Annotated in this window: 25 protein-coding genes and 1 tRNA gene; 9 read left to right on the forward strand and 17 right to left on the reverse strand. The window is 73.7% G+C overall.

Going from position 1 to position 25,488, the window contains the following annotated elements; genetic code table 11:
• Positions 1–156: 156 nt before the first annotated feature.
• The 4 genes from AOA12_RS16525 to AOA12_RS16540 form a co-directional block, all read right to left on the reverse strand.
• Positions 157–972 carry an inositol monophosphatase family protein gene (locus tag AOA12_RS16525; protein WP_054685240.1) on the reverse strand — a complete coding sequence of 272 codons (816 nt, stop codon included), beginning with the start codon at positions 970–972 and terminating at the stop codon, positions 157–159.
• Positions 969–1,877: a hypothetical protein gene (locus AOA12_RS16530; RefSeq protein WP_082406533.1), complete on the reverse strand. Its 909-nt coding sequence runs from the start codon at positions 1,875–1,877 to the stop codon at positions 969–971. The genes AOA12_RS16525 and AOA12_RS16530 overlap by 4 nt, the downstream gene beginning before the upstream one ends.
• A gap of 137 nt (positions 1,878–2,014) precedes the next feature.
• Positions 2,015–2,096, reverse strand: a tRNA-Tyr gene (locus tag AOA12_RS16535).
• Between the two features lie 90 nt (positions 2,097–2,186).
• Positions 2,187–2,672, reverse strand: coding sequence for an FBP domain-containing protein (locus AOA12_RS16540; protein ID WP_054685246.1), 486 nt, complete (start codon positions 2,670–2,672; stop codon positions 2,187–2,189).
• Between the two features lie 66 nt (positions 2,673–2,738).
• Here AOA12_RS16540 and AOA12_RS16545 point away from each other — a divergent pair, with 66 nt between their 5' ends.
• A complete protein-coding gene (locus tag AOA12_RS16545) occupies positions 2,739–3,227 on the forward strand; it encodes a YajQ family cyclic di-GMP-binding protein (protein WP_054685249.1) in 489 nt (162 codons plus the stop codon).
• Positions 3,228–3,249: 22 nt separating this feature from the next.
• On the opposite strand, the gene AOA12_RS16550 is transcribed toward AOA12_RS16545, so the two are convergent.
• The gene (locus tag AOA12_RS16550; RefSeq protein WP_197280954.1) at positions 3,250–3,783 is read right to left on the reverse strand and encodes a DUF1697 domain-containing protein; all 534 of its coding nucleotides are present in this window, start codon (positions 3,781–3,783) and stop codon (positions 3,250–3,252) included.
• 77 nt (positions 3,784–3,860) lie between these two features.
• Between AOA12_RS16550 and AOA12_RS16555 the strand changes: the two genes are divergently transcribed.
• Complete coding sequence (locus AOA12_RS16555; RefSeq protein ID WP_054685254.1) at positions 3,861–4,298, forward strand: VOC family protein; 438 nt, start codon at positions 3,861–3,863, stop codon at positions 4,296–4,298.
• Between the two features lie 157 nt (positions 4,299–4,455).
• Here AOA12_RS16555 and AOA12_RS16560 read toward each other — a convergent pair whose 3' ends face one another.
• The 4 genes from AOA12_RS16560 to AOA12_RS16575 are packed head-to-tail and all read right to left on the reverse strand — an operon-like array spanning position 4,456 to position 8,076.
• A complete protein-coding gene (locus AOA12_RS16560; protein WP_054685257.1) occupies positions 4,456–5,673 on the reverse strand; it encodes an alpha/beta hydrolase in 1,218 nt (405 codons plus the stop codon).
• 50 nt (positions 5,674–5,723) lie between these two features.
• Positions 5,724–6,785 (reverse strand): polyprenyl synthetase family protein, encoded by a 1,062-nt coding sequence (locus AOA12_RS16565; RefSeq protein ID WP_054685261.1) that lies wholly within the window; start codon positions 6,783–6,785, stop codon positions 5,724–5,726.
• Positions 6,786–6,823: 38 nt separating this feature from the next.
• Positions 6,824–7,540, reverse strand: a complete 717-nt coding sequence (locus AOA12_RS16570) for a demethylmenaquinone methyltransferase (protein WP_054685264.1) — start codon at positions 7,538–7,540, stop codon at positions 6,824–6,826.
• A complete protein-coding gene (locus AOA12_RS16575) occupies positions 7,537–8,076 on the reverse strand; it encodes a DUF402 domain-containing protein (protein ID WP_054685266.1) in 540 nt (179 codons plus the stop codon). The genes AOA12_RS16570 and AOA12_RS16575 overlap by 4 nt, the downstream gene beginning before the upstream one ends.
• 92 nt (positions 8,077–8,168) lie before the next feature.
• Here AOA12_RS16575 and AOA12_RS16580 point away from each other — a divergent pair, with 92 nt between their 5' ends.
• A complete protein-coding gene (locus AOA12_RS16580; RefSeq protein ID WP_442922292.1) occupies positions 8,169–9,428 on the forward strand; it encodes an isochorismate synthase in 1,260 nt (419 codons plus the stop codon).
• Between the two features lie 452 nt (positions 9,429–9,880).
• Here the strand turns inward: AOA12_RS16580 and AOA12_RS16585 are convergent, their stop codons facing one another.
• From AOA12_RS16585 to AOA12_RS16595, 3 genes are all read right to left on the reverse strand, one after another.
• Positions 9,881–10,744, reverse strand: coding sequence for a polyphosphate kinase 2 family protein (locus tag AOA12_RS16585; protein ID WP_054685273.1), 864 nt, complete (start codon positions 10,742–10,744; stop codon positions 9,881–9,883).
• Positions 10,745–10,847: 103 nt separating this feature from the next.
• Positions 10,848–12,752 (reverse strand): 2-succinyl-5-enolpyruvyl-6-hydroxy-3-cyclohexene-1-carboxylate synthase, encoded by a 1,905-nt coding sequence (gene menD, locus AOA12_RS16590; RefSeq protein WP_054685275.1) that lies wholly within the window; start codon positions 12,750–12,752, stop codon positions 10,848–10,850.
• Between the two features lies 1 nt (position 12,753).
• Positions 12,754–13,149 (reverse strand): PLD nuclease N-terminal domain-containing protein, encoded by a 396-nt coding sequence (locus AOA12_RS16595; RefSeq protein WP_054685279.1) that lies wholly within the window; start codon positions 13,147–13,149, stop codon positions 12,754–12,756.
• 23 nt (positions 13,150–13,172) lie between these two features.
• On the opposite strand from AOA12_RS16595, the gene AOA12_RS16600 reads away from it, so the two are divergent.
• On the forward strand, positions 13,173–13,442 hold the full coding sequence (locus tag AOA12_RS16600) for a DUF4229 domain-containing protein (protein ID WP_054685281.1): 270 nt from the start codon (positions 13,173–13,175) through the stop codon (positions 13,440–13,442).
• 409 nt (positions 13,443–13,851) lie between these two features.
• Here the strand turns inward: AOA12_RS16600 and AOA12_RS16605 are convergent, their stop codons facing one another.
• The 3 genes from AOA12_RS16605 to AOA12_RS16615 form a co-directional block, all read right to left on the reverse strand.
• Positions 13,852–14,838 carry a 1,4-dihydroxy-2-naphthoate polyprenyltransferase gene (locus tag AOA12_RS16605; protein WP_054685284.1) on the reverse strand — a complete coding sequence of 329 codons (987 nt, stop codon included), beginning with the start codon at positions 14,836–14,838 and terminating at the stop codon, positions 13,852–13,854.
• 221 nt (positions 14,839–15,059) lie between these two features.
• Positions 15,060–16,205 (reverse strand): AMP-binding protein, encoded by a 1,146-nt coding sequence (locus tag AOA12_RS16610; RefSeq protein ID WP_054685288.1) that lies wholly within the window; start codon positions 16,203–16,205, stop codon positions 15,060–15,062.
• A gap of 102 nt (positions 16,206–16,307) precedes the next feature.
• Complete coding sequence (locus tag AOA12_RS16615) at positions 16,308–17,207, reverse strand: 1,4-dihydroxy-2-naphthoyl-CoA synthase (protein ID WP_054685291.1); 900 nt, start codon at positions 17,205–17,207, stop codon at positions 16,308–16,310.
• 171 nt (positions 17,208–17,378) lie between these two features.
• On the opposite strand from AOA12_RS16615, the gene AOA12_RS16620 reads away from it, so the two are divergent.
• The 4 genes from AOA12_RS16620 (at position 17,379) to AOA12_RS16635 (ending at position 21,968) form a co-directional block, all read left to right on the forward strand.
• Positions 17,379–17,783: a VOC family protein gene (locus tag AOA12_RS16620; protein WP_054685294.1), complete on the forward strand. Its 405-nt coding sequence runs from the start codon at positions 17,379–17,381 to the stop codon at positions 17,781–17,783.
• Positions 17,780–18,061 carry a winged helix-turn-helix transcriptional regulator gene (locus AOA12_RS16625; protein WP_054685296.1) on the forward strand — a complete coding sequence of 94 codons (282 nt, stop codon included), beginning with the start codon at positions 17,780–17,782 and terminating at the stop codon, positions 18,059–18,061. Before AOA12_RS16620 ends, AOA12_RS16625 begins: the two co-directional genes overlap by 4 nt.
• A 92-nt stretch (positions 18,062–18,153) precedes the next feature.
• Positions 18,154–18,675 carry a hypothetical protein gene (locus AOA12_RS16630; RefSeq protein WP_054685299.1) on the forward strand — a complete coding sequence of 174 codons (522 nt, stop codon included), beginning with the start codon at positions 18,154–18,156 and terminating at the stop codon, positions 18,673–18,675.
• A complete protein-coding gene (locus AOA12_RS16635; RefSeq protein WP_054685302.1) occupies positions 18,672–21,968 on the forward strand; it encodes an ATP-binding cassette domain-containing protein in 3,297 nt (1,098 codons plus the stop codon). The genes AOA12_RS16630 and AOA12_RS16635 overlap by 4 nt, the downstream gene beginning before the upstream one ends.
• 500 nt (positions 21,969–22,468) lie before the next feature.
• Here the strand turns inward: AOA12_RS16635 and AOA12_RS16640 are convergent, their stop codons facing one another.
• Both AOA12_RS16640 and AOA12_RS16645 read right to left on the reverse strand, forming a co-directional pair.
• Positions 22,469–23,152, reverse strand: coding sequence for a response regulator (locus AOA12_RS16640; protein ID WP_231637106.1), 684 nt, complete (start codon positions 23,150–23,152; stop codon positions 22,469–22,471).
• Positions 23,149–24,411, reverse strand: a complete 1,263-nt coding sequence (locus AOA12_RS16645; RefSeq protein WP_054685305.1) for a sensor histidine kinase — start codon at positions 24,409–24,411, stop codon at positions 23,149–23,151. The genes AOA12_RS16640 and AOA12_RS16645 overlap by 4 nt, the downstream gene beginning before the upstream one ends.
• A gap of 203 nt (positions 24,412–24,614) precedes the next feature.
• Here AOA12_RS16645 and AOA12_RS16650 point away from each other — a divergent pair, with 203 nt between their 5' ends.
• Positions 24,615–25,487: an Ltp family lipoprotein gene (locus tag AOA12_RS16650; RefSeq protein ID WP_082406334.1), complete on the forward strand. Its 873-nt coding sequence runs from the start codon at positions 24,615–24,617 to the stop codon at positions 25,485–25,487.
• The last annotated feature ends 1 nt before the right edge of the window (position 25,488 follow it).

Here is a 25,488-nt window from a genome sequence, read left to right on the forward strand (position 1 = left end):
GTCTCGAGGGTCAAACTGCACGCTCTCGTTTGGCCGCTCGGGACGCGGCGATGATCAAGGCTCCGCCGTCACCTTCGTTCGGGGGCCGAAGGTAACGAATGAGTAAACCTTAACGTATCGCTCGCTGGGAGAATGACGAAAGCCGGACCCGGGACGTCACACTCCCGACGCCTCGACGAGACGGTCGAAGAGCTCGGGCCCCGAGGCGACGGTCATCGTCCGCCCGGGCGCCCCGTCGGGCGCGCCGCCGATCCGCCCGCCCGCCTCGACGACGAGCAGCGCGCCGGCCGCGTGGTCCCATGGGTGCAGGCCGCGCTCGAAGTAGCCGTCCAGGCGTCCCGCCGCGACGTACGCGAGGTCGAGGGATGCCGCTCCCCCGCGCCGCAGGTCGCGCGCGAGCGGCATGACCCGCCGCACGCGGTCGAGGTCGGCGGCGTGGGTCGCAGGGTCGTAGCCGAATCCCGTCGCGACGAGGGCTCCGGCATCCGTCGGCCGGCTCACGGCGAGACGCCGCGCGTCGAGCCATGCGCCGCCGCCCGCCGACGCGGCGAACAGCTCGCCGACGGCGGGGTTGTAGACGACGCCGGCCAGCGCGCGCCAGGATGCCGGTCGCGGATCGCCGGAGACGGCCGCGATCGACACGGCGTAGTGCGGCATGCCGTACGCATAGTTGACGGTGCCGTCGATCGGATCGACGACCCACGTGATGTCGCTCGTGCCGCGCTCGGCGCCCGACTCCTCGCCGAGGAACCCGTCATCGGGACGTGCCGCGGCCAGTCGCGCGCGGATCAGGGTCTCGACCTCGCGATCGGCCTCGGTGACGATGTCGGCGATCGCCGACTTGGTCGCCGCGATCGACACGCCCTGCTCGCGGCGGCGGCGCGCGAGAGCGCCCGCCTCGAGCGCGATCTCGCGGGCCAGGCGCAGCAGCTCGGCCGTCTCGGCGTCGCCGGCCCCCGCGGCGGCGCTCACTGCGGCGGCGCCGGAGGATAGCCGGGCATCGTGCCGGGTGCCGGGGGCTGCGGCGCGGATGCCGGGGGCACGGGCGCCGCGGGCGGGGCCGGCGGAAGCGGCGGCTGCGGCGGGAGCTGGGCGGCCGGCGGAGCCGGGGGCACGGGCGGAAGGGCCTGCGCGTAGGTGGGCTGACCCGTGTAGTAGGCGTTCCAGTCGGGCGTGCCGTCGGGGAGCACGGGCAGCGGCGTGCGGCCGTCGGCGTAGGTCGGCCAGGCCTGCGGCACCGCGGGCGCCGCCGCGACGGGACGCGGCCTGCGCGGCGCGAACAGCGCGTTGACGAGCGGCACGAGCGCGGTGCCCACGGCGGCGAGGATCGCGAGGGCGACGACGACGCGCCAGTACATGTCGCGGAAGTCGACGAACTCGTCGATGATGAGCGGCACGATGAGCATGAGGGCGAGGATCGTGACGAGCGCGATCGTCACGTAGGTGACGATGCTCGTGAACGTCGTGCGATGCCGCAGGTACGCCCTCGTGAAGAGGCGCACATGCAGCAGGGCGCCCTGCAGGATGAGCACGATGAGCACGAAGTCGAAGGTGCGCTCCACCGCTCGGTAGGCGCCGTCGGACGGCATCCAGATCAGGAACGCGCCGACCAGCAGGGCGACGACCCACGTCACCATGCTGGCGAGCGCCAGCCAGGCCGGTCGGCGATCGGCGAGGCTCGACTCGAGGATCGCGATGCCCGCGAAGCCGGCGAGCAGCAGGATCGTCGTGAACGCCCGGCCGACCACGCCGTTGTCGTCGTCGAAGAGCACCCAGAACACGCTGACGAGCGCGGCCGCGATCAGCGCCCCGATCGCGACCCAGATGGCCGCACGCAGCAGTCGTGCGGACTTCGGTGCAGTGATGGGCTCGCTCATGAGCATCCTTCCCGTCGGGGTGCCGGTCGCCTGCCTCCATCCTCACACGCCCGCGCCGCGGATGCCCGGATCCTTCGCCGCAATACGACGCCGCGAAACGAAAGGGCCCCGCTTGCGCGGGGCCCTTTCACGACGGGTGGCGAGTGAGGGATTCGAACCCCCGAAGTCGAAGACGGCTGATTTACAGTCAGATCCCTTTGGCCGCTTGGGTAACTCGCCGAGTGCGCACCCGCCCGGCTTGTACAGTCGACCAGAGGCGCGATTGTCTATCTTACCCTCGTTCCGCCCACACGAAAAACCAGGCGTGCCTCACCCGCCCGCGACGCGTTCGACGAACGCCTCCACGCGGCGCCGCGTGCCGTCGATACGACGATCGACGCTGGCGCGCACCTCGTTCGGGGCGAGCGGTGCGGCGAGCCGCACGTTCTCGTGACACGACAGGTCGGCGCAGACGTACGTGCCGACCGAGTCGCCGCGCACACCGGCATCCCCCGCCCGCTGCGCGGTGAACAGGGCGACCTGATCGCCGGGCTGCATCGTGTGGCACAGGTTGCACATCGCCGGGCGCCCGCCGCCCGACCCCGAGCCCGCGCGCAGCACGATGCCGACCGGCTCGCCGCTCAGCTCGGCGACGATGTACCCGCGGCTGCGGGTGCGCGGGTCGCGCCAGGCGAAGAAGTCGAGATGGTCCCAGTCGGCGAGCACGAACTCCAGCGGCACCGCCAGGCGCTCGCGCTCGTCGTGCTTCGCGTTGACCAGGACGTCGCGGACGCGGTCCTCTGTCAGCGGCTGCATCCGGTCAGTTTACGTTCGCGCCGCCGCGGGCGGCGCCGCCGAGCGGCCCCGAGCTAGGCTGTCGTCATGGCCGACTCCTCTTTTGACATCGTCTCCAAGATCGACCGGCAGGAAGCCGACAACGCCCTGAACCAGGCGCGCAAGGAGATCGAGCAGCGCTACGACTTCAAGGGCACCGACGCCTCGATCGCCTGGAGCGGCGAGGCGATCCTCATCAAGGCGAACAGCGAGGAGCGCGCCGCGGCGGTGCTCGACGTGTTCCAGTCGAAGCTCATCAAGCGCGGCATCTCCCTCAAGTCGCTCGAGTCGGGCGAGCCCGTCGCGAGCGGCAAGGAGTACCGCATCACGTCGACGCTGAAGGAGGGCATCTCGCAGGAGAGCGCGAAGAAGATCGGCAAGATCATCCGCGACGAGGGCCCCAAGTCGGTGAAGTCGCAGATCCAGGGCGACGAGCTGCGCGTCACGTCGAAGAGCCGCGACGACCTGCAGGAGGTGCAGCGCCTGCTCAAGGCCGCCGACCTCGACGTCGACCTGCAGTTCGTCAACTACCGGTAGGACGGTCCCCGCGCGCCGCCGGTCACCACGACGCGGCCGCGGCGAGCAGCCGCTCGATGGATCCGCGCGTGCGCGTCGTGGCGACGCCGCCCGTCTCGCGCTCCAGCATGGCCGTGGGGTTGCCGGCGGTGTTCCCGGGCTTGCGGACCACGGCCAGCGCCGTGCCGTCGCCGATGTGCACGATGTCGACGTCGCCGCGCGGGTTCGTCCACGGCAGCGGCCATTCGGGTGTGCGGCCGCCCTCGAAGAACGTGAACGTCTCGCGGTAGGTGCGCTCGTCGACGTGGCCGTCGAAGTGCCCGGCATGGAGCAGCGCCTCGAGCCCGGCGACGGTGCGCACCTGCACCGCGTCGCCGTAGCCGCACGCGGCGGCGAGGCCGTCGGCGGCCGCGCGCACGACGGCGAGGGGATCGGATGCCACGATCAGCACCGTTCCGTTGGTCTGGAACGACCGCACCCCGTCGGCCCCGGCATCCCGCAGCGCTCCCTCGAGCTGCGCACGGGTGGGCGACCCGGGATGCCCCAGGTTCAGGTTTCGGTAGAACGCGACGTGCATGGCCATCCCCGCGGATCGAGTGCCCCCATTCTCGCAGCCCCGTTCTCACGAGGCACCCGCCGCACTACGATCGCGACATGACGGTCAGAATGGACAACGTCGGGATCGTCGTCGAGGACCTCGGCGCCGCGATCGAGTTCTTCCGTGCGCTCGGCCTCGAGCTCGAGGGGCGGGCGATGGTCGAGGGCGAGTGGGCGGGACGCGTCACGGGCCTGGGCGACCAGAGCGTCGAGATCGCGATGATGCGCACGCCCGACGGCCAGGGCCGCCTCGAGCTCTCGCGCTTCCTCGCGCCGGACGTGATCGCCGACCATCGCACGGCGCCCGTGAACGCCCTGGGCTACCTGCGCGTCATGTTCGCCGTCGACGACATCGACGCGACCCTCGCGCGGCTCGCACCGCTCGGTGCCGAGCTGGTCAGCGCCGAGGTCGTGCGCTACGAGGACGCCTACCGGCTCTGCTATCTGCGCGGCCCCGAAGGCATCCTCGTCGGCCTCGCGCAGGCCGTCGGCTGACGGCCCGTCGGCCGGGATCACCGTCCGCCAACACCGACGGCGACGGCGACGGCGAATCGTGGGCGCTCTTTGCCGCCTCCGTCGCCGCATGGCGACGACGAGCGCCCACGATCCGCGTGGATCGCGCGTGGGCGACGTGCGGCGGGGCCGACCGCCCCTACTCCGGCGCGGGGTTCGTGGCGGCCCAGCCGGTGAGCCAGTCGCCGAGGCGACGGTAGGCCTCCTCCCGCGCCTCGTGCCGCGACAGGAAGACGTCGTGCAGGGCGCCGTCGACGCGCACGACCGTCACGACCGGGCCGAGCTTCAGCGCGGCGCGGGCGATGTCGTCGACGACGAGCACGCTGTCGACGCGCGTGAGCTCGTCCGACCACGCCGTCGGCGGCGCGAAGCGCGACGAGAGCAGCACGCAGACGGATGCCGGGATGTCGAGCCCGCCCGCGACCGCCGCGTGCCCGGCGAGCACCGCGTGCAGCCACCCGGCGTGCACGGCCATCGTCTGCTCGGGACGCCACTCGAGGTTCACCTCGACCGGATCGTCGGGATCGGCGACGGCCTGCTGCGCGCGCGTGTAGAAGCCGAGGTCGATCTGCGGCGCCCGGTCGTACGGACGGTACCGCGCGCTCAGCTCGACGAGCGGCGCGAACGCCTCGCGGCCCCGCCGCGGCAGCTGGAACTCCAGCCACGGCGAGTTGAGGATCACGGCATCCGCCGCGTCGGGATGCCGGTGCGCCCACAGGCTCAGGATGAGCCCGCCGGTCGAGTGCGCCACGAGGATCAGCCGGCGGCGGCGCCTCTGCCCGGCGTGCCCCTGCTCGGTGCGCTCCTGCGACGCCCAGCGCCAGAGCGGCCACGTGCGGATCCACGACTCCTCGTGCGGCTCCGGCGCTCCGCCCTCGGCCGACGCCCCCGCGAGCCCGCCCGCGGCCGCGTTCTCCTCCGCCGCGAGCCGCTCGCGCGCCTCGTGCAGCACGTCGGCACCGCCGTCGTCGCGCAGCGCCGGCTCGGGCTGCCCCATCGCGGCGAGCGCCGCCGCGATGTCGGCGTCGTACTCCGCGAGATCGGTGATGTAGCCGGGCGTCTGCCCGGGCCGCAGACTGCGCCCGTACTTGCGCAGGTCGAGGGCGTGGAAGCGCGCCCCGCGCCCCGTGAACACGCGGGCCAGCCGCTTCTGGAAGAAGTAGTCCGACCATCCGTGCACGTAGAGCACGTCGACGTCGTCGAGCTCGGGACGCTCGCCCTTCAGCTGCTGCCACCACTGGTGCTCGGGCGGCAGCGCGCGCACGAGCGTCGCGACGACCTCGCCCTCGTCGTCCTCCCCCAGCGGGAGCGTCAGCTGCTCGAACTCGTCGCCCAGAACGTCCGGCATCCACTCCATACCGGCAGGCTACCGGTCATCGCCGACAGTGCCGGCGTGCCCGCGGCGGCCTACTGCGAGCGGTCGACCACGAACTGCGCGAAGCGCTCCAGCGCCTCGCGCACGACGCCGTGCGGCAGCACCTCGAGCCGCTCGATCGCGCGGTCCGACCACTCCACGGCGAGGGCGCGCGTCGCCTCGGTGACGGGGTGCTCGCGCAGGCGCGTCAGCTCGTCGTCGAGGATGCCGGGGTCGGCGCCGTCGGCGATGCGCGCGACGCCGTCGTCGATCGCGGCCTTGAGCGCCCGCGACGCCGGGTCGCCGGCACGGGCGAGCAGCAGATAGGGCATGGTCGGCACGCCCGCGCGCAGATCGGTGCCGGGGACCTTGCCGGTCTCCTCGGGATCGGCGGACAGGTCGATGACGTCGTCGAGCAGCTGGAACGCGACGCCGACCTGCTCGCCGTACTCCACGAGGGGCGTCTCGAACTCGGCGGGCGCGTCGGAGAAGATCACGCCGAAGCGCGCGGATGCCGCGATGAGCGAGCCCGTCTTGTCGGCGAGCACCTGCAGATAGAACTCGACGGGGTCGTCGCCCGCCTGCGCGCCGACCGTCTCGTGCATCTGCCCGAGCACGAGACGCTCGAACGTGTCGGCCTGCACCGCGATCGCGCGGGTGCCCAGGGTCGCCATGATCTGGCTCGCGCGCGAGAAGAGCAGGTCGCCGGCGAGGATCGCGACGTTGTTGCCCCACACGGCGTGCGCGCTCGGCACGCCGCGGCGCATGTCGGCGCCGTCCATGACGTCGTCGTGGTACAGCGATCCAAGGTGGGTGATCTCGAGGGCGGTCGCGCCGGCGATGACGGCATCCGTCGTCCCGTCGCCGAGCTGGGCGGTGAGCAGCGCGAGCATGGGGCGGATGCGCTTGCCGCCCGCCTCGTAGAGATAGCGCGTCGCGGTGTCGGCGAGCACGTCGGCGACGCGCAGCTCCACCGCGAGGTTCTGCTCGACCCGCTCGAGCCCCGCCTCGATCTCGTCCGCCAGGCGGCGAGCGCGAGGGCCGGCGAACACGCGCTCGGTGAGACCGAGGCGACTCACCAGCCGAGGGCCGGTCGCGGGGGGTCGGGAGATCACGCTCCCACCCTACCTGGGCACCGCACGGGGTGCGCCCGTCAGTTCGGCTTGCGTGCGCGGTGCAGCGCGACGATGCCCATCGACAGGTTGCGGTGGGCGACCTCGGCCCAGCCCGCCTCGCGGATCCACGCGGCCAGCGTGCGCTGGTCGGGCCAGTCGCGGATCGACTCGTCGAGGTACTCGTACGCGTCGGCGTTCGAGCTGACGGCCTTGGCGACGACCGGCAGGACGCGGTCGTTGTAGAACCGGTAGAGGGCGGCGAACGCGGGCGCCGGCGGGTGCGAGAACTCGCAGATCACGAGCCGCCCGCCGGGGGCCGTGACGCGCAGCATCTCGGCGAGCGCCCTCTTCGGCTCGTTGACGTTGCGCAGGCCGAACGAGATCGTCACGGCGTCGAACTCCGCGTCGTCGAACGGGAGCGCCGTGGCGTCGGCCTCGACGAAGCTCAGGTTCGGCACGTGCCCGTGACGGCGCCGCCCCTCGGCGATCATGCCGGGCGAGAAGTCGGCGGCGACGACCTCGGCGCCGCTGCGCGCGAGGCTCACCGAGCTCGCGCCGGTGCCGGCCGCGAGGTCGAGGATGCGCTGCCCCGGCCGCGGCGCCACGGCGCGCGTGGTGGCGATCCGCCACAGCCGGTCGTTGCCGAGGCTGAGCACCGTGTTCGTGCGGTCATAGCCGGCGGCCACCTCGTCGAACATCCCGCTGACGCGCGCGGGTTCTTTGGCGAGGTCGGCACGGCGAGGCTGATCGGTCACGGTTCGAGTCTAGACAGCACCGCGAGCCAGGCACCGGCGGTGGTCTCGTCGAAGGGCGCCTCGGCGGCGCGCACGCGGGCCTCCAGGTCGACGGCGAGCGCCTCGAGGTGCGCGACGACGTGCGGCGGATAGCCGTAGGCGACGCGATGCTCGTCCCACTCGTCGCGGTCGTCGATCCAGATGCCGCGGCCGTCGTCGGCGCGCACGACGTCGAGGTCCATGTCGACGCCCTCGGGCTCCCCGTTCTCGGCCCAGCGCAGGTCCCACGCGAGATCGATGTACACGAACACCCGGCGCGGATGATCACGGTTCAGGGTGAGCGCGTAGTCGCCGCTGGGCGGCAGCAGCGTCACGTTCGCGGTCTCGGCGCGCATGTCGCGTCCGGGCCGGTGGCTGCGCCACCCCGCGCTCTGGCCGAACCAGTCGCCCCAACGGTCGCCGCCGAGGTACACGCAGTCGTGCTCCCAGTGCGGCGCGCCGTTCCACTTGCGCCAGCGAAAGGTCAGCCGGGTCCCGGGTGCAGGCCGATCGGTCACGCTGCGAGCCTACGCCCCGGCACCGGGCACGTGCGGCAGCGGCGGCGGACTACCCTGGGGACGTGCATCTTCCGCCGTCGCATCGCCCGAGGCTGCGCGCGGTGACCCGCGAGATCCATCCCGACGACGATCCGCTGGTGTTCGCCTCCGCGACCGACCCGCTCGTGTGGCTGCGACGCGGCGACGGGATCGTCGGCGCGGGCCGCCCCCTGCTGCCGCTCGAGCTCGGCGGCGGCAACCCGGCATCCGGCATCCCGATCGCGGAGCTGTGGCGTCTCATCGTCGAGGATGCCGAGGTCGACGACGACGTGGACCTGCCCGGCACCGGCATCGTCGCTCTGGGCGCGTTCACGTTCGACCCGCGCTCGGCGCGCACGAGCGTGCTCACGGTGCCGTCGCTCGTCGTCGGCCGGAGAGGCGGCCGCGCGTGGGTCACGCGCATCGAGAACCTGACGCGCCCGTCGCCCCGCGCCGAGCTCGCGCCCGAGCCGTACGGGCCCTACTGGCCCGCGACGCTCGGCCCCGGCACGCTGTCGCACGAGGGGTATCAGGATGCCGTGCGCGCCGGCCTCGCCGCGATCGACGCCGGCGAGGTGCGCAAGGTCGTGCTCGCGCGCGACGTCGTCGGCACGATCCCCGTCGGCGCCGACCTGCGACGGCTCGTGCGCGTGCTCGCCGCCGACTACCCCGACACGTGGACGTTCGCGGTCGACGGGCTCATCGGCGCGAGCCCTGAGACCCTCGTGACCGTGTCGGGCGGCCGCGTCACGGCGCGCGTGCTGGCGGGAACCGTGGCGCGGGGAACGGATGCCGCGGCCGACGCCACGGCTCGCGACGCGCTCGCGCACAGCGCGAAGGATCTCGACGAGCACCGCTACGCGGTGCGCAGCGTGCTCGACGCCCTCGCGCCGTTCGCCCGCGACGTGCGCGCCGACGCCGAGCCGTTCACGCTGGAGCTGCCGAACCTGTGGCACCTCGCGACCGACGTGGCGGGCGCGCTGCTCGATCACGCGTCGGCGCTCGACCTCGTCGCGGCGCTGCATCCGACGGCGGCGGTGGCGGGCACGCCGACCGCGGCCGCGATGGACGTGATCCGCCGCGTCGAGCCGTTCGACCGCGGCCGCTACGCCGGACCGGTCGGCTGGGTCGACCATCGCGGCGACGGCGAGTGGGCGATCGCGCTGCGCTGCGTGCAGGTCGGCACGGGTCCCGCACGGAAGTTCGCGGCCTACAGCGACACCGTGCCGGTCGTCGCGCACGCGGGCGCCGGCATCGTCGCCGGCAGCGACCCCGAGGCCGAGCTGCTGGAGACCCGCGTGAAGTTCCGCCCCATCGTCGACGCCATCGCCTGATCCCCGCCCACCCCGCTGCACCACCCCGCTGGTCGCCCCCCGGCGGTCGAACCCCGCCGGTCGAACCCCGCCGGTCGACCCCCGCTGGTTGACCCCCGCCGGTCGACCCCCGCTGGTTGACCCCCGCTGGTTGACCCCCGCTGGTTGAGTAGCGGCCGCAGGCCGCGTATCGAAACCCTTCCCACGGCCCGCTACAAGGATCTCGATACACCCGCGGCTCCGCCGCGAGCACTCGATCAGCGGGAGTCGGAGCACGGGTCATACGCCACCGGACGCCCGCCGACTCGCCGACGAACCCCCGAAGCCCCCACCCCGCCCCCACCCCCGCTGGTTGAGTAGCCCGCGAAGCGGGCGTATCGAAACCCGTGTAACGGACCGTGGGACGGGTTTCGATACGCCACCGCTGCGCGGCGGCTACTCAACCAGCGGGGTGGGCGGGTGGGGCGGCACGCTCAGGTGGCGGCGAGGCGGGCCTTCTCGGTCTCGACGTCGAAGTCGGCGGCGGGCCACTGCGGGTCGATGGCCTCCAGCGCCTCGAGCAGCAGCTCCTGCACCGCGAGGCGCGCGTACCATTTCGCGTTCGCGGGCACGACGTGCCACGGGGCGTGCGCGGTCGACGTGCGTTCGAACACCGTCTGGTAGGCATCCATGTAGGCGGGCCACAGCTCGCGCTCGTCGACGTCGCCGGGGTTGTACTTCCAGTGCTTCTCGGGGCGCTCGAGCCGCTCCATGAGCCGCGTCTTCTGCTCCTCGTACGAGATGTGCAGCATGACCTTGACGATGCGGGTCCCGGCATCCGTCACGCGCTTCTCGAAGTCGTTGATCGCGTCGTAGCGGCGCTCGATCTCCTCGGGCGGGGCGAGCGCGCGCACGCGCCCGATGAGCACGTCCTCGTAGTGCGAGCGGTCGAAGACGCCGATGTATCCCGGCCCGGGCAGCGCGCGCTCGATGCGCCACAGGAAGTCGTGCTGCAGCTCCTCCGGCGTCGGCTTCTTGAACGCCGTCAGGCGGATGCCCTGCGGATCGGTCGCACCGATCACGTGCCGCACGATGCCGCCCTTGCCCGCCGTGTCCATCGCCTGCAGCACGAGCAGCACCGACGGCGAGCCGGGCACCACGCGGCTCTGCGCGTACAGCCGCTCCTGCAGCTCGTCGAACTGCGCCTCGCCGGCCTCGAGGTCGGCCTGACCGTGCTTCTTGCGTCCGTCGTATCCGGGCGTCGCGTCGGGATCCACGTCGCTCAGGCGGAAGCCCTCGCGCACGCGCAGCAGCTCGCCGGGCTCGCCGTCCCAGCCCTTCTGGCTCTTCGCAGTCATGCTCTCATCATGCCGTGACCACGGCGGGCACGCCGGATCCCGCGGCGGCCCGTTCGCCGCATCCGTCGGCGGCCCGTCGGCGGCATCCGTCGGCGGACTCCCGTCAGCGGTCGAGCGGGACCTCGATGATCTGGCGACCCGCGACCGGCGACGTTAGCGCCTGGTCGAGGCCCGCACGGGTCGTCTCGCGCCGGTAGTCCCAGCCGTAGGCGGCGGCGAGGTCGGCGAGCCGCGCGGCGTGCGGCGTGTAGAGCACACGGTCCATCGCGGCGCGTCCCGCGACGGACGCCACCTCGAGCCCGTCGAAGATCGATCCGCCGCCGTCGTTGCCGACGATCACCTGCATGCGCGGCTCGTGCTCGCCCGGCGCCAGCAGCAGCGCCCCGATGTCGTGCAGGAACGCGAGGTCCCCCGCGAGCACGCGCGTGACCCCCGGAGCGCCGGCGGCCTGGCTGGCCAGGGCGATGCCCGTCGCCGTCGCGATCGTGCCGTCGATGCCCGCGAGCCCGCGGTTGGAGTGCACGGGCACCTTCTTGCCGCCGAGCACCCGGTCGGCGACCCGCACGAGCCGCGACGACGCGAAGAACAGCCGGTCGTGCGGCCACGTCGCCCGCCACACGGCGTCGACGAGGGCCTCGCGGTCGACGGGAGCGCGCACGGCCTCCAGCTCGGCGCTGATCGCCCCGAGCCGCTCGGCGGGCACGGCCGAGGCGAGCGCACGGCCGTCGGGCGCGGCGGGGCTGAGGTCGACGGATGCCGCGCGCGACGCGCGCATCCATGCGCCCAGCCATTCGCGGTCGGCGGCGCCCGGTGCGATGTCGACGGCGCGCGCGTGGCGGGTGCGCCCGTTGAGGTCGAGCGGCTCGCCGGGGCCGTGCAGCGCGATCACCTCGACGTCGGCGCGCGCGAGCAGCGCCGCGACCTCGCGGCTGAGCGTGGGATGCCCGAGCACGACGACGCGCTCGACGCGGCCCCCCAGCTCGGGGCGGTCGAGCAGCTCGCGGTAGCCGTGCACGACCTGACGGCCGAACCGCGCACCGCTGACGATCTCGGCGACCAGCGGCCAGCCGCCGTCGTGCGCGACCTGCTCCGCGGCCGGTCCCGCATCGGCGCCTGCGACGACGATGGTGCGCGGCCCCCGCGCCAGCCGCACCGGCGGCGCGCCCTCACCGTCCGCGCGCTCCGCGGTGCCAGTTGTTCCCGCGAGGGTGCCAGTTGACCCCGCGAGAGTGCCTGTTCTCCCCACGAAGGTGCTCTTTGTTCCCGCGAGAGTGCTTGCTCTCCCCGCGACGGTGCTCTTCGTTCCCGCGACGGTGCCACGTGTCCCCGCGACGGTGCCAGTTGTTCCCGCGACGGTGCCCGTTGTCACCGCCACGGTGCTGCCTGTCACCGCGACGGTGCCTTCACCGGCCGCGGCGGCGAGCCACGGCGGCAGAGCGCCGGCGAGCGGCTCGCGGTAGGGGAGGTTGAGGTGGGCCGGTCCCGCCGTGCCGCTCGTGCCGCTCGCGGCGTCGAACGCGGCATCCGCGGCATCCGTCACGATGGTCGACTGCGGTCCCTCGCCGTCGTCGAGCGCGTCGGGGACGGGCAGGTCCGCGTCGAACCGCACGAACGGCGCGAACAGCCCCGGCTGCCGCGTGGTCTGGTTGGCGCCGACGCCCCGCAGCTCGGGCGGCCGGTCGGCCGTGAGCAGCAGCAGCGGCACGCCCGAGTGGTGCGCCTCCAGCACGGCGGGCAGGAGGTTGGCGACGGCCGTCCCCGAGGTGCAGATCACGGCCGCGGGCGTGCCGGTCTCGCGGGCGATGCCGAGCGCCGTGAAACCCGCGACGCGCTCGTCGATCCGCACGTGCACGCGCACGGCCCCGCGCGCCTCGAGCTCGGCGGCGACGAGGGCGAGGGCCTGCGAGCGGGAGCCGGGGCTCACGACGAGGTGCGAGACGCCGCGCGCGACGAGGCGGGCGAGCAGGGCGACGGCGGCGTCCGTCGCCGGAGCGCGGGAGACGGTCATGTCAGCGCGTCGAGTCGTGCCGGTCGGCGTCGTCGTCGCCCTCGGTGGCGTCGCGGCCGCCGGGACGATCGAGGTTCTCCTGGTCTTCGGCGTCGAGGGCGGCGAGCTCCGCCTCGAGGCGTCGGATGCGCTCGTCCTGATCGCTGATGTGGCCGATGCGTCCCAGGAACTCGGGGTCGTCGTCGGGCGCGCGCGGTGCGGCGAGCTCGCTCGCCCGCACTCGTCCGAGCGCGAACCACAGCACGCCGCCGAGCACGGGGATGAGGATCACGATGAGCATCCACGACGGCTTGCTGACGCCGCGGTGCCGCACCGGCGGCTGCAGTGCGCAGTCGACGATGCTGTAGACCCAGAAGGCGAGCAGCAGCAAAGCCACCGGGATCAGAACGCGAACCATCAATCCAGTTTAAGCTGGATGCCATGCGCACGCGGTCGATCGTTGTCTACTCGGTGCTGCGCCTGCTCGTCTTTCTCGTGCCGTTCGGCATCATGATGCTGTTTCCCGTGATGCGCGAGTTCTTCTGGCTGGCCGCCGTCTTCGCCGCCCTCATCGGGCTGAGCCTGTCGGTGCTCTTCCTGAGCAAGCCGCTCGGCGAGGTCTCGGCCGGGCTCGCATCGCGCCGCGACGCCAAGCGCGCCGGCGAGGTCACCGACGAGGACGTCGAGGACGCCCTCGCCGACGGCAGCTGAGGCACCGGCAGAGGCCGCCGGCAGTTCGCCGGCAGGATCGGCTGAGCACCGCCGTCGGTGGCGGCGCGCGGCCACCCCATACCTGGGCGATCCCGCACGCCATCGTCACCCGATCGGTCAGTTCATGCCCGGCCGGTCCGGCGCCCGGTGGGTCCGGCGGCCGGTGGGTCCGGCGGCCGGTGGGTATGCGCCCGGTTGCCCCGTGCCCGATCGATCCCGCCCCCACGATCGTGGGCAGTTCTCGTCGCCTCGCGACGCGCGACCCGACGACGAGCGCCCACTGCTTTCGCGCGCCCCGAAGTCGTGGACAGTGGATGCCGGATGCCGGCGGCCGAGGCGGCCACAACCGCCCACTGCCTGAGGATGCCGCGGCCGGCGGCGTCACCGGCATCCAGCCGGTCGCCCGCTCCTACGCGGCGAAGGCCCAGAACACGAACGCGGCGTAGGCGAGGGCCGACAGCGACGTGAGGCTCAGGGCGACGACCAGCTCGCGCGGCTGGCGGAACGTCCACACGATGAGCGTCGCGGCGGCGAGCGGGATGAGCGTGAGCATGCCGACCCACGCCCGCGGATAGAACAGCGCGAACAGCGCGAGGATCACGAACGGCACGAGCACGATCACCGTGAACAGCACCTGGGTGCCGCGCGCGCCGATGCGCACGGAGAGCGTGCGCTTGCCGGCCGCGCGGTCCTGCTCGACGTCGCGCAGGTTGTTCGCGAGCAGCACGGCGACCGCGAGCAGGCCCACGGCGACGCCGCCGAACCACGACTCCTGCGGCACGTAGCCGACCTGCACGAACGTCGTGCCGACCGTCGCGACGAGCCCGAAGAAGACGAACACGAACAGCTCGCCGAGGCCCGCGTAGCCATAGGGACGCTTGCCGCCCGTGTAGAACCACGCGGCGACGATGCACGCGGTACCGACCGCCAGCATCCACCAGTGCTGCGTGCGGACGACGATCGCGAGGCCCGCGACCGCGGCGACGCCGAAGAACACGAGCGCCGCCGTGAGCACGGCGCGCGGCGACGCCTTGCGCGAGGCGGTGAGGCGCTGCGGGCCCACGCGGAAGTCGTCGGTGCCGCGGATGCCGTCGGAGTAGTCGTTCGCGAAGTTCACCCCGATCTGCAGCGCGAGGGCCACCACGAGGCACGCGAGGGCGATGACCCAGTGCAGCGCCCGGTCGACGAGCAGCGCCGCACCGGTGCCGATGAGCACGGGCGCGATCGCCAGCGGCAGCGTGCGCAGGCGCGCGGCGCCGATCCAGTCGCCGAGCCGCGCGGGCTCGGGCGGCGCGGCGGCGGGACGCTTCTGCGGATTGCCGCGCGGGCGGCCGGACTTGCCGCTCTGAGGCTTTCCGCTCGGGGACTTGCGCTTCTTGGGTCGGGTGGCTGCCACGCCCCGATGCTAGCCGAGCGACCGCGCACAGCTCAGGAAGCGTGCACGACTCAGGAAGAACCGGGCGGATGCCACGGAGTCCGGCATCCGGCGTGCTGTTCTCCTGAGTTGTGAACGGTGCGCGCCGCGGCGAGTCCGCGCTTCGCCACCCCGCGGGACGCACCGGACCCTGGCCGCGCCGGACAAACGCCAAGCCACCGCGCCGGCCCGTCGTCCCGCCCCTACGCCCCGCCCTCGCCGCGTACGCGGGCTCGCAGAGCCTGCCGGTCGGGCTTGCCGCTCGGCAGCAGCGGGACGGCCTCCACGAGCACGAGGCGGGCGGGCCGGGCGGGAGCGCCCAGCGCGGCCCCGACGGCGTCGCGCAGGGCGGCCAGCGCGGCATCGGCGTCAGGCACCCCCGCGCGCGGCGCGACGACGACCGACGCCTCGCCCCAGCGCTCGTCGGCCACGGGCACGACGACCGCGCTCTCGAACCCCGCCACGGCGCGCACCGTCTGCTCGACGCGGTCGAGCGACACGTTGATGCCGCCCGACACGATCACGTTGTCGAGCCGTCCCGTGATGCGCAGGATGCCGTCGAAGCTGCCGCCGTCCCCCGTGCGGTACCAGCGGGCTCCCCCGTCGTCGACGAAGACGGATGCCGTGCGCTCCGGCTCCGCGAGGTATCCCTCCGCGAGCATGGGCCCCGACAGCTGCACCTCGCCGTCGACGACGCGCACACGGACGCCGTCGAGCGGCACGCCGTCGTAGACGCAGCCGCCCGCGGTCTCGCTCGATCCGTACGTGCGGACGAGCCGGGCGCCCGCCGCGGCGGCTCGCTCGGCGAGCGCGGGCGCGAGCGCCTGGCCGCCCACGAGCACGGCCTCGAACGAGGCGAGCGCGGCGTGCTCCCCGGCATCCAGCAGCATCTGCACCTGCGCCGGCACGAGCGACGTGTAGGTCGGCACGCGGGTGCCGCCCACGCTCGACGCCATGCCGTGCGCGGCCGCGGCGAACGCCTGCGCCGAGAACGAGCCCGACAGCATCGCGGGCTCGCGTCCCGCGATGAGCGAGCGCACGAGCACCTGGGCGCCGGCGATGTAGTGCGCCGGCAGGGCGAGCAGCCATGCGCCCTCGCCGAGGCGCGCGGCCGTCGCAAGCGCCGACGAGGTGAGCGCCGAGCGGCTCAGCACGACCGACTTGGGGTAGCCCGTCGAGCCCGACGTCGTGACGACGAGCGCCGTGCCCGCGGGCATCTCCGCGGGCAGTGCGACACGCGGACCGGATGCCGCACCCAGCGCGATCGCGGGGCCGGCGCCGAGCACGGCGCCCCGGAGCGCGCGCAGCACGGCGCGCGCGTCGCCGCCGTCGACGGGTTCGAGCCTCATCGCCTCCCGAACTCCTCACTTTTCTCAGCAAACCAGGCCGAAACGGGCGTTTCGCGGTGCGCGGCGCTCGAATTGGAGGAGTTCGGGCGCCGCTGCGCCGGGTCAGTAGTGATACGGGAACGACGACCAGTCGGGATCGCGCTTCTGCAGGAACGAGTCGCGCCCCTCGACGGCCTCGTCGGTGCCGTAGGCGAGGCGGGTCGCCTCGCCCGCGAAGATCTGCTGGCCCACGAGCCCGTCGTCGATCGCGTTGAACGCGAACTTCAGCATGCGGATCGCCGTGGGCGACTTGCCGAGGATCGTGCGGGCCATCGCGATCGCCTCGCGCTCGAGCTCGGCGTGCGGCACGGCCCGGTTGACCGTGCCCATCTCGTAGCCGCGCTGCGCGGAGTACTCCTCGGCCAGGAAGAACACCTCGCGCGCGAGCTTCTGCCCTACCTGCCGCGCCATGTACGCCGAGCCGTACCCGGCGTCGAACGAGCCGACGTCGGCGTCGGTCTGCTTGAACCGGCCGTGCTCGACCGAGGCGATGGTCAGGTCGCACACGACGTGCAGCGAGTGCCCGCCGCCGGCCGCCCAGCCCGGCACGACCGCGATGACGACCTTCGGCATGAACCGGATGAGCCGCTGTACCTCGAGGATGTGCAGGCGCCCCGCACGCGCCGGGTTCTCGACCGTCGTCTCCGACTCACTGTACTTGTAGCCGTCGCGGCCGCGGATGCGCTGGTCGCCGCCCGAGCAGAACGCCCAGCCGCCGTCCTTGGGGCTCGGCCCGTTGCCCGTGAGCAGCACGACGCCGATGCGCGGGTCCTGCCGCGCCGTGTCGAGCGCACGGTACAGCTCGTCGACGGTGTGCGGCCGGAACGCGTTGCGCACCTCCGGACGGTCGAAGGCGATGCGGGCGATCCGCCCGTCGGTCGAGACGTGCGCCGTGATGTCGGTGTAGGCGTCGGCGCCCGGCGCCGGCATCCATTCGGCGGGATCGAACAGTTCAGAGACCATGCCGCCAGCCTAGGGCGAACCGGCCGGGCGGGCCGACGGGCGAGAGGATGCCGGGGAGGGATGCCGCCCGCCGCTTGCCGATCCGAAGACGACAGCTCTCTGTCGGCACGGCGCGGCCGAGGCGCAGCCGGATCGTTGACACCGCACTTGTATTTTGCAAGCATTGCCCGCATGAGCCTCTTCATCACCTGCCCCGTCGAGAGCGTCGAGCGCGCGACCGCCTTCTACACCGCTCTCGGCTGGACGCTCAACGCCGAGATGTCCGACCAGAACGTGTCCTGCTTCGCGATCGCGCCCGAGCAGTACGTCATGCTCGGCAGCCGCGAGATGTACGCGAGCGTCGGCGGCGTCGAAGAGCTGGTCGGCGGGCCCGACACCCCTTCGAAGGTCACGGTCTCGTTCGACCTCGGCAGCCGCGAGGCGGTCGACGATCTCGTCGAGCGCGCCGGCGCCGCCGGCGGGCGGATCGGCGACACCGACGACTACCCCTTCATGTATCAGCGCCAGTTCGACGATCCCGACGGCTATCACTACTCGCCGTTCTGGATGAAGCCGGACGCCGACACGACCGCGTGAGCGGCCTCCCCGCGGCCCTCGACGTCGTCGGGGCGCGGTGGGCCCTGCTCATCGTGGAGCGTCTGCTCGACGGGCCCCAGCGGTACGGCGATCTGCAGCGCGACCTCGGGGTGCCGACGAACATCCTCGCGACCCGCCTGCGCGAGCTCGAGGCGGCCGGCGTGCTGTCGCGTCTGCCCCTCCGGCACAACACCCGGGCCTACGCGCTGACCGATCGCGGGCTCGCCCTGCGCGAGGCGATCGTCGCGCTCGGGCGCTGGGGCGAGGGCGACGTCTAGCCTGGCAGCGTCACTCGCTTCTTCACCACGCGTTCACGCTACCCGACCCCGCCGGCCCGCTCCCGGCGACCCCCTACCCTGGAACCGTGACCATGACGCGACTCCTCCCCCTGGCCGCCGCGGCGGCCCTGCTCCTCTCGCTCACCGCGTGCAGCCCCTCGGAGGCGCCCGCCGACGACACGGCCGGCAGCGGCGTGAGCGAGGGCGCGTGCGCCGACGCCGAGGGCGTGACCCTCTCGGTCGACGCCTCGGCGATCGACGCCGCGCCCGAGCAGTGGTGCATCCCCACGGACGACACGATCGCGGCATCCGACGTGCTCAGCCTCGCGGGCGTGACGACGGAGGGCACCGAGGAGTACGGCGACCAGGTCGTCTGCCGCGTCGACGGCGTGCCCGCCGCCGACCAGAAGCTGCCGAACCCCGAGGGCGGCGACTACGTCGAGGAGTGCGCCGCCATGCCGGCCGCGTTCGCCTACTGGTCGCTGTGGGTCAAGCCGGCGGGCGGCGAGTGGGACTACGCCCAGGAGGGGCTCTCGACGCTCGACCTCGACCCCGGTGACAGCCTCGAGCTGCTCTTCTCGCTGAACGGCGAGCCCGCCGCGCCCGCCTCGTGAGGCTCCGGCCCGGGCCGCTGAGGTCGGCGGCGGCGCTCGCCGTCGGCTTCATCGCGGTCCGGGTCGTCTACCGCGTCCTCTTCCACGGCGCCGACGGCGCGGGCGCCGTGGTGCTGCCGCTGCCCCTGTTGCGCCTGCCGCCGCCGTTCGGGCACGTGCGGATGCTCGGGCCCGCGACGCTCGACGGGCTGTGGGCGGCCGCGCTCAGCGCGCTGCCGATCGCCCTGACGATCCTCGCGTTCGGGCTGCTGAACGCCGTGCTCGATCTGCCGGCGCTGCTCGCGCGCGCCGCGGGACGCGGGCCGCTGCAGGGCGTCGCCCGCGCACTTTCGGTCGCCTGGGCGACGCTGCCCGCGCTCGCGGACGCCGTGCGCGCCGCGCGCCTCGCCCGGCACCTGCGCGGCGAGCGCGCGGGCGTGCGCGTGCTCGCCCCCGTGCTCGAGCGCACCCTGGAGCGCGCCACCGCCGTCGCCGCCTCGCTGGAGGTGCGCGGGTACGGCGCCGCGCACTCCCCCGCCAGCCCGCACCCACCCGCATCCCCACCCGCACCCGCACCCGCACCCGCACCGGCACCGGCACCGGCACCGGCACCGGCACCGGCACCGGCGAGCCAATCCCCGTTCGCCGAGTCAATCCTCGATACGCGCCGCCCGGGGATTGACTCGGCGAGCGGAGGTTGGCTCGGCGCGGGGGGCATCGTGGTGTGCGACGGGGCGCGCGTGGGGTTCGCGGGTGCGGCGCTGCGGATCGACGCGCTGCGACTGGATGCCGGGACCCTCGTGCTGCTCGCGGGCGCGACCGGCTCGGGCAAGACGACGGTGCTGCGCGCCCTCAGCGGCCTGCACTCGCACGTGGACGGCGGCCGTCTCGATGGTCTCGTGCGCGTCGCCGGACGAGACCGCGCGACGACGCCGCCGCGTGAGACGGCCCGCACCGTCGGCGTCGTGCTGCAGCAGCCGCGCGAGGCGTTCGTCGCCGAGACCGTCGCGCACGAGATCGGCCTCGCCCTCGAGCTGCGCGGGCTCGCGGCATCCGTCCGGCACGATCGCGTGCGCGCGGTCGCCCAGCGGGTGGGCATCGCGCACCTCGTCGACCGGCGCATCCGGGAGCTGTCGGCGGGCGAGGCCGTGCTCGTCGCGATCGCCGCCGCGATCGTCGACGGCCCCGCGCTGCTGCTCGTGGACGAGCCGCTCGCCGACCTCGACGTCGCGGCCCGCCGTCGCATCGTCGCGCTGCTCGCGGAGCTCGCACAGGGCGGCGCGTGCGTCGTGGTCGCGGAGCACCGCATCGCCGAGTTCGCCCCCGTCGCCGACGTCGTGGTGCGCGTCGCGGACGGGGCTGTGACCGGCGGGCGTGCGGCGGGCGACAGCGCTGCGGAGCCGGGCTCGGGTGACGACCTGCTCCTCGAGGCGGTGCGGGAGAGCCGGGCGGCGGGCGGATGGGCGAACGGGCCCGTGCCTATGGGCGGGCCGGCGCTGGCGGCATCCGGCGTCACGGTGCGGCACGGCGACCGCGTCGCGGTCGACGACGCCGAGCTGCGTCTGTCGGCGGGCGAGATCGTGGCGCTGACCGGCCCGAACGGCGCGGGCAAGTCGACGCTGCTCACGACGCTCGCGCGCGACGGAGGACGGCGCGCCGTCGCGCTCGTGCCCGACGTCTCCGACGACCTCTTCGTGCGCGACACCGTGGCCGCCGAGTGCCGCGCCGCCGACCGTCGAGCCGCGAAAGACCGCGCGCGGCACGACGACCGCCGGGAGGCCGGCGCGACGGAAGGCGCGGATACGACCGTGCCGGATGCCGTCCCAGCGGCCCATCGGGGCGCGAACCTGCCGGACGCCGCGACACCGGATGTCAGGATGCCGGATGCCGTGACCCCCGCGGCGACGAACGCCGCTGCGGCCCGTCCGGGCGCGCCCCTGCCGGCCGCCGCCGGCCGCGCCCAGCCGTACGGCGCCTCGCCCGAGACCGCTCGCACGGCCGACCGGTTCGCCGCCCTCGTCGGCCTCGTCCCGGGCGGGGATGCCGCGCGTGCGCTGCTCACGCGGCATCCCCGCGATCTGTCGGCGGGCGAGCGGCGCTGCCTCGCGATCGCGCTGCAGACGGCGCACCGCCCGCGCGCGCTGCTGATCGACGAGCCGACGCGCGGCCTCGACCCCCGCGCGCGTGCCCTCGTCGCCGGAGCGATCGCCGCGCAGGCGGCGGAGGGCACGGCCGTGCTGCTCGCGACGCACGACAGGACGTTCGCCGCGGCCCTCTGCGACCGCGAGCTGCCGATGCATGCCGGACGCCTGTGCGCGGCCGACCCGTCGGCATCGCGGCCGCCCGCCGCAGAGCCCTCGACGTCGCCGGCCGCGCTCCCGGCATCCGTCCTTCCCGCATCGGCGCTTCCCGTGCCGACGCGCCCCGCTCCGGCGCTCGAGCGGACACCGGAGCGCGATGCCGGCACGCGCACGGCGACCGCTCCGGGCGCCGACGTGCGGCGTGCACCCTCGCGCGCGGTCCGCACCGCGAGCAGGAGCACGCCCCGCGGCGCCACGCTGTCCCGCTCCCTCGCCCTCGTCGCGGCGAACCTCGCGGCCGCCGCGGCGTTCCTGTGGCCGCTCGTCGCCTCGGCGGTGCCGGCACAGGCGCAGGCCGCCGTGCCGTACATCGCGCTGTCGCTCGCGCCGATGGCCGCCGTGCTGGTGATCGCGGCGCTCGACCGATCGGTGCGATCGGCGCACACGCTCGCCCTGCTCGCGGTGCTCGCGGCGATCGGCGCGGCCATCCGCATCGCGAGCACGGGCGTGGGCGGGGTCGAGGCCCTGTTCGTGCTGCTCATCCTCGTGGGCCGCGCCTTCGGCGCGCGGTTCGGGCTGCTGCTGGGTGCGGCATCCATCGCTCTCTCCGCGCTCGTGTGGGGCGGTGTCGGTCCGTGGCTGCCGTTCCAGATGTTCGCGTGCGGCTGGGTCGGCGCGGGCGCGGGACTGCTCCCCCGCCGCGTGCGCGGCTGGCCGGAGATCGTCATGCTCTGCGCCTACGGCGTCGTCGCCTCGTACGTGTTCGGCCTCATCATGAACATGTGGTTCTGGCCGTTCGCCGTCGGCAGCGACACGAGCATCTCGTACGTGCCCGGCGGTTCGATCGGCGAGAACCTCGCGAACTTCCTCGTGTACTCGCTCGTCACCTCGACCGCCGGCTGGGACACCCTCCGCGCCGTCACGACGGTGATCGGCATCGTGCTGGTCGGCCGCGCGATCCTCGCCGCCCTGCGCCGCGCGAAGCCGGTGGTTCCGGAGGCGTATCGCCGCTGAGGCGTCTTGCTGTCGTGTCATATGTCTCCTGGGCACCCCCACCAGGCCGTCGGGCGGTGCCGCCCGCCGCGATCCCGACCTCCGGTCTCGCACGCACCATCCGTGCGTCGCACACGCCCGCTGTTCCCGTCCGCACGCACTGTCGCGCACGCACGAGCGTTCACAATTCAGGAAGACCGCACGGCGGATGCCGGAAACCGCGGCATCCGCCCCGTTCTTCCTGAATTGTGAACACGACGCGGCGCCGATCGCCGACGGCGCCTCGGCGCGGCGAGGCGCGCAGCCCGGCGTGAACGCGCAAACCGCTCACAGCCCGACGCCCCCACGAGCGTTCACAACTCAGGAGAACCGCACGCCGGATGCCGGAAACCGCCGCATCCGCCCGGTTCTTCCTGAATTGTGAACGGCGGGCGAGGCAGAGGCGGCAGCACTCAGAGGCGGCTCTGCCGGTCAGAACCGGCCAGACCCGGTCAGAACCGGCCGGGCCCGGCCGGACCCGGTCAGAACCGGCCGGAGGCCAGGCCCGAGCGCTCCAGGGTGACGCCCACCTGCACGCGGTTGCGGGCGCCGAGCTTGACGAAGACCTGCTCGAGATGGGTCTTCACGGTGCCGGCGGAGATGTGCAGCGCCGCGCCGATCTGCTGGTTCGTCTCGCCCCGCGCGACGCCCTCGGCGACCTGCCGCTCGCGCTCCGTGAGCGCCGCGACGAGCGCTGCGGCCGCGCGGCGCGCGGCGCCCGCGTCGCTCTCCACGGCGCGGCGGATGAGCTGGCGCACGCTCGGGCTCGACATCACCGCGTCGCCGTCGGCCGTGCGCCGCACCGCCTCGACGATGCGTGCGGGCGCCTCGTCCTTGAGCAGGTATCCGCTCGCGCCCGCCTCGAGCATCCGCAGCAGCTGATCCTCGGAGTCGATGCTCGTCATCGCGAGCACGCGGGCGCTCGACTGCGCGAGGATCGCGGCGGTCGCCTCGACGCCACCCATCCCCGGCATCCGCACGTCCATCAGCACCACGTCAGGGGCGTGCCGGCGGACGAGCTCGATCGCGGCGGCGCCGTCGCCCGCCTCGCCGACGATCTCGATCCCCGGATCGGCGCTCAGCACGTAACGGAACCCGCTGCGGATGAGCGGTTCGTCGTCGACGAGCAGCACGCGCAACAGCGGTCGATCGTCGGCGGAGGTCACGCACCGAGCATATCGACGCCCTGCTCGCGCTCCTGCCAGGGCAGCGTCACGTCGACGATGAAGGTGCCGTCGTGCACCCCGATCCACGCCGTCCCATCGAGCGCCGCGGCCCTCTCGCGGATCCCCAGCGTGCCGTGACCCCCGCCCGGCACCGCCGGCGACGCGTCCGGGAGCAGCGGGTTGACGACCCGGATCCGGGCCCCGCTGCGCGGGTCGACCTCGACGTGCACGTCGATCGGCGCCCTCGGCGCGTGCTTGATCGCGTTCGTCAGGGCCTCCTGCACGATGCGGTGCACCGCGCTGTCGAGCTGCGTGCTCGCACGCTCGGGAGCCTCGAGCATCACGTACGAGGTGATCGGCGTGCCTCCGGTCCGCAGGCCGGCGAGCAGCGTCCGCACGCCCCGGATGGTCGGCGGCGACGCGTCGGCCGGGCCGCTGCGCAGGTCGCCGATGAGCCCGCGCATGTCCTGCAGCGCGGCGTGCGTCTGCTCCCGCACGGTGCGCGCGATCTCTCCGGCGTCGGCGCCCGACGACGCGGCCGCCGCCTCGAGGGCGCCCGCATGCAGCGACACGACCGACAGCCGGTGCGCGAGCGCGTCGTGCATGTCGCGCGCGATCCGCTCGCGCTCGGCCTGGCGCACCATCTGCTCCGTGAGCTCGTCGACGCGCCGGTGCTCCTGCTCCGCGCGCACGTCGCTCAGCCGGGCCCGGTGCCGCGCCCGCGCGCCGAACACGACGCCCGCGGCGATCGCCATCGACGCGACCGCGCAGACGAAGGATGCCACGATCCACGCGGGCTCGCGCGGCGTGCCGACCTCCCGGGCGAGCAGCCAGGGCAGCGCCGCTCCCCATGACGTCGTCGCCTCACGGACCGCGAACAGGAGGACGGCAGCGGCGACCGCCCCCGACACGGCCCACGGTCGCGGCCGGCGCGACGCATAAGCGACCGCGCCGACGAGCAGGAGCAGGTACGAGACGCCGATCGCGGCGAGCACGGCGCCCGCGATCAGCACGACGATCGGATGCCGCTCACGCCAGAACACGCTCGTCCACGCGGCGACGAGGAGCAGCACGACGCCGACGCCGAGCCTCGTGACCGTGGCGCTCCCCTCCGAGGTCTCGGGGAGCACGGCGAGACCCGGGACGTTGATGATCCCGAGCATGTCGATCAGGACGCCGACGACGAAGAGCACCACTGCGACGGGCGCCGCGATCCAGAGCCGGCGCCACAGGGGCGGAGGCGTCGCCGAGGGTTCCACATCCCGAGCGTATTGCCCGCCGCCGACATCCGGCCCCCGCCGCCCGGCGCGACCTCCCTCCCCCGAACGGCGGAGGCGGATCCGGCCGAGCTGCCGATCCGTCCCGCCCCGGCCGGATGCCACGCTGACGGCATCCGCCACCGGACCACCGATCAGAATCACCGCCCGGAATCACCACCCGGAATCACCAGCCAGAGGACACCATGAGCTTCGACAACGCCGGCCAGACCCCTCCCCCTCCGCCCTCGCCCGTGCCGGGCGCGGCGCCCGCTCCGCTGGCGGGCTCGCCGTTCCCGGCCTCGCCGGCATCCGCGCCGAAGCCGCCCGCGGGCGACAAGTCGTTCCTCGTCACGTGGCTGCTCGCGCTGCTGCTCGGCGTCTTCGGCGCCGACCGGTTCTACCTCGGCAAGTACGTCACGGGCGCCCTGAAGCTCGTGACGCTCGGCGGGCTGGGCATCTGGATGATCGTCGACCTGATCCTGGTGCTGGCGGGCGCCGCGCGCGACATGCGGGGGAACACGCTGGCGGGGTACGAGCAGCACAAGAAGATCGCCTGGATCGTCATGGGCGTGCTGGTGCTGATCGGCGTCGTCAACGGCATCGTGACCGGCGGCGCGGACGATGCCGACGAGCGGCCTGCGGCGGTCGCGTCCGCAGAGGGCGAGGGCGAAGGCGGGAGCGAAGGCGACGGAGAACGCACGCCCGCCGCGGAGCCGACCGCCGAAGAGCCCGCCGTCGGGGAGGAGCCCGCGGCAGAGGAGCCCGCGGTCCCCGCCGAGTACGTCTCGGCGCTCACCAAGGCCGAGACCTACTCGCGGCTCATGCACATGAGCAAGCAGGGCATCTACGACCAGCTCACCTCGGAGTACGGCGACAAGTTCTCGCCCGAGGCGGCGCAGTACGCGGTGGACACCATGACCGCCGACTGGAACGCGAACGCCCTCGCCAAGGCGAAGGTCTACCAGAGCGGCCTGTCGATGTCGCCCGAGGCGATCCGCGACCAGCTCACGAGCGAGTACGGCGAGAAGTTCACGCAGGAGGAGGCCGACTACGCGATCGCCCATCTGAACGACTGAC

The organism is Microbacterium sp. No. 7 (assembly GCF_001314225.1).
GTDB lineage: Bacteria > Actinomycetota > Actinomycetes > Actinomycetales > Microbacteriaceae > Microbacterium.